2 protein-coding genes are annotated in these 470 nt (G+C 74.3%); one reads left to right on the forward strand and one right to left on the reverse strand.

Annotated elements, in window-relative coordinates; all coding sequences use genetic code 11:
• Nucleotides 1-211 (forward strand): hypothetical protein (locus G3I71_RS47105; RefSeq protein WP_203733140.1); only part of this gene is annotated, 211 nt, incomplete at its 5' end.
• 69 nt (nt 212-280) lie between these two features.
• On the opposite strand, the gene G3I71_RS47110 is transcribed toward G3I71_RS47105, so the two are convergent.
• The coding region (locus G3I71_RS47110; protein ID WP_164325092.1) for a family 1 glycosylhydrolase at nt 281-470 on the reverse strand (190 nt) is incomplete at its 5' end.

A 470-nucleotide genomic window follows, 5' to 3' on the forward strand; every position in this document is an offset into this window, starting at 1 on the left:
CGTGTGGGCCGAACCGACGTGGGACGGACCGCTCGAGGTCGTGATCCGTCTGACCGCGGACGGGACGTCCACGGTGGTCGACCTGACCGAGAAGGGGTTCGTCCGCGCACGGACCCCGCGCTCGCTGCCCGACGAGCACGAGCAGGGGTGGGGCTACCACCTCGCGCGGTGGAAGCGCGCGAGCGAGGGCCGCGACGTCGACGGCCGGTGAGAGCGGGAGGCGGGACGCCGACGCCGGCGCACGGGAGGGGTGGCCCGTGCGCCGGCGTCGTCCCGACCGTCAGCGGACGGTCAGGGCGTTCGCCCGCGCCTGCTCGCCGAGCCACGCCAGACTCGGCTTGGGGCGGCGCTCGAACGTCTCGGGGTCCCAGCCGACCAGGCCGAACGTGGGACGGAAGCCGCTGGCCCACTCGTAGTTGTCGAGCAGGCTCCAGTGCAGGTAGCCCTGGACCGTGACGCCGTCGGCGATC

The organism is Streptomyces sp. SID12501, assembly GCF_010550245.1.
In the GTDB taxonomy this organism is placed as follows: domain Bacteria; phylum Actinomycetota; class Actinomycetes; order Streptomycetales; family Streptomycetaceae; genus Streptomyces.